This is a genomic window from Cryobacterium sp. 10I5 (assembly GCF_035019865.1).
Taxonomy (GTDB): Bacteria; Actinomycetota; Actinomycetes; order Actinomycetales; family Microbacteriaceae; genus Cryobacterium; species Cryobacterium breve_A.
Genome location: NZ_JASJVI010000178.1, coordinates 1 through 2412 on the forward strand (window position 1 = coordinate 1; position 2412 = coordinate 2412).

A 2412-nucleotide genomic window follows, 5' to 3' on the forward strand; every position below is an offset into this window, starting at 1 on the left:
GTCCGATGTCTATTACGAGAACTGCACGGCCGTCAGGGCCGCCGGCGCCGCGCCGATCCACCCCGGCGACCCTGGCTGGCAGTCCAAGTTCGACCGCGACAAAGACGGGGTCGGCTGCGAGTAGCCCCGCCGACCTCTCCCGTGTCCACCCGGAGTTTGCAGGAGTATTGCCTCCCCAGACGCCGTGACCAAGAGCTGAACTGAGCTGAGCTGAGCTGAGCTGAGCTGAGCTGAGCTGAACGTCTCAGGTGGGCGACTCAGAGGCGGGTGAGCTCGTAGAGGGCCGCCTGCTCGGGGGCGAGGAGCGGGGCGGGCAGTCCGACCTCGGTGAGCACGGCTCCGCTCAGGGTCACCGAACCGTGCCGCAGCCACGCCGGGGCGGCATCCTGTATCACTCGCGGCGCGACCGACGGCACGCCGGCCTCCCCCGCACCGGAACTCTCAGCGCCGGGGTCGACGGGCCCGCCGATCGTCAGAGGCCGCACCGTGTAGTGCGCGGCGGGGTCAAGCCCGGGAAACCGCAGCGGCGCAGGCAACGCGGTCCGCGGCGCGGCGAGCGCGACGTAGGCGAACACAGCGGATGCCCCGTCCGCGGCCACGACGCCGTGCAGCTCGAGCGCGGGGTCCGATGCATCAGCGTGAACGACGGCACCGGAGTGCAACAGCGGGCGCAGCCGTGTGTACTGCGCGATCCACCCGGCGATGACCTCGAGCTCACCGGCCGAAGCCCGGGTGAGGTCCCACTCGATGCCGGCGCTGCCGAAGAGCGCGGTCGCGAGCCGGAAGCCGAGCGACGCGGTGCGGCCCGTGGTGTGCGCGGTCGCGGCGCCGAGGTGCCCGCCGAGGTATTCCGGCGGCACGAGCACGCCGGTGTATCGCTGGATCTGCTGCCGCTCGAGCGGGTCGTTGGTGTCGCTGGTCCAGACCCGGTCGACGAGTGGCAGGATGCCGAGGTCGATCCGCGCCCCGCCCGAGGCGCAGGACTCGATCTCCAGTTCCGGGTGCGCGGCGCGCAGCATGCCGAGCAGCCGGTAGACCGCCGACGTCTGCCGGTGCGCCGAGCCGCCGAGCAGGTCCCGGTTGTGATCCCACTTCAGATAGGCGATCGGGTACTCGTCGAGGAGGGCCGTGAGCCGGGCGAGCACGTACGCGAAGGCATCCGGATTGCCCAGGTCGAGCACCCGCTGGAACCGCCATTCGAGCGCACCGGCCGCACCGAGCACCCAGTCCGGGTGCGCGTGCGCAAGCTCGGAGTCGAGGCTCACCATTTCCGGTTCGACCCAGAGCCCGAAGGAGAGGCCGACCGTGTGCACCCGTTCGACGAGCGGGTGCAGGCCGCTCGGCCAGGTCAGGGGGTCGACGAACCAGTCGCCGAGCGCGCGCCTGTCGTCGGTGCGTCCGGTGAACCAGCCATCGTCGAGCACGAACCGCTCGACCCCGACCTGTGCGGCGGCCTCGACCAGCCGGATGAGCGTGGGCAGGTCGTGGTCGAAGTACACGGCCTCCCAGGTGTTGAGCACGACAGGGCGCAGGGTTCGCGCTGTCGCGTCCGCGGCAGGCGTCGCCCAGGACCGAATCCACGGATGCAGCCGCGCCGATAGCCCGTCCAGCCCGGCCGCCGAGTAGGCGGCAACGGTCCAGGGTGTGGCGTAGGCGGCCCCGGCGGGCAGGGCCAGTTCCCCGGGGGCGAGCAACTCGCCGGTCCCGAGGGTTGCGGCGCCGAGGGCGGAGCGTTCCGCCCAGACCCGCTTGTCGCCGCTCCACGCCAGGTGCACCGCCCACACCTCGCCGCGACGGAACCCGAACCCGGGCACCCCCGCGACCGAGAGGAACGGGTCGTCGTGGCCGGGCCGGCCGTGCCGGCTCTCGCGGCTCCAGACACCGTGCGCGAGCGTGGTGCGCTGAGGGCGGCGTTCGTGGCTCCACAGCCCGGTGAAATCGAGGAGTTCCCCGGCCCGGTCGGGCACGGGCAAGGTCACGTCGAGCGAGCCGAGTTCGAAGTCGGTGTCGCCCGTGTTGGTCAGGGTATGCCGCACCCGCAGCACCCCCTCGACTGTGAGTTCGAGGTCGGTCGACACCGAGACGGATGCCCCGGCATCCGCCGTGTCGATGCGGAGTGTTCGTGCACCCCGGCTCTGCACCGCGTCGAGCCGCAGCGCGAGCTCGGCCGGGCGACCGGGCGCTGCAGTGCCCCGCCGGAACCCGGTCACCCCGGGCCGGCCGCTCCACCCCTCGGCGAGCGTCGGCAGCAGCGAGAGCCGCAGGGGCACGTCGATCGAACTCGGCGAGACCGCGGGAACCGCGGCGTCGGCGAGAACGGCCAGTTCGGCCCCGTTCAATTCCCCGAGGTCGGCACCCCAATGCACGATCACGGGAACGGCCGTGCCGCGGGCGTCCAGCACAAGGCTGGTG

The 2412-nt window shown here is 72.2% G+C and carries 2 protein-coding genes; one reads left to right on the forward strand and one right to left on the reverse strand.

The annotated features are described in order from the left end of the window. Positions 1 to 124, forward strand: a 124-nt coding sequence (locus QN350_RS19500; RefSeq protein WP_323517168.1) for an excalibur calcium-binding domain-containing protein, incomplete at its 5' end; no start/stop codon positions are given. A gap of 133 nt (positions 125 to 257) precedes the next feature. Here the strand turns inward: QN350_RS19500 and QN350_RS19505 are convergent. Next, a partial coding sequence (locus QN350_RS19505) for an alpha-galactosidase (protein WP_323517166.1) occupies positions 258 to 2412 on the reverse strand: 2155 nt, incomplete at its 5' end.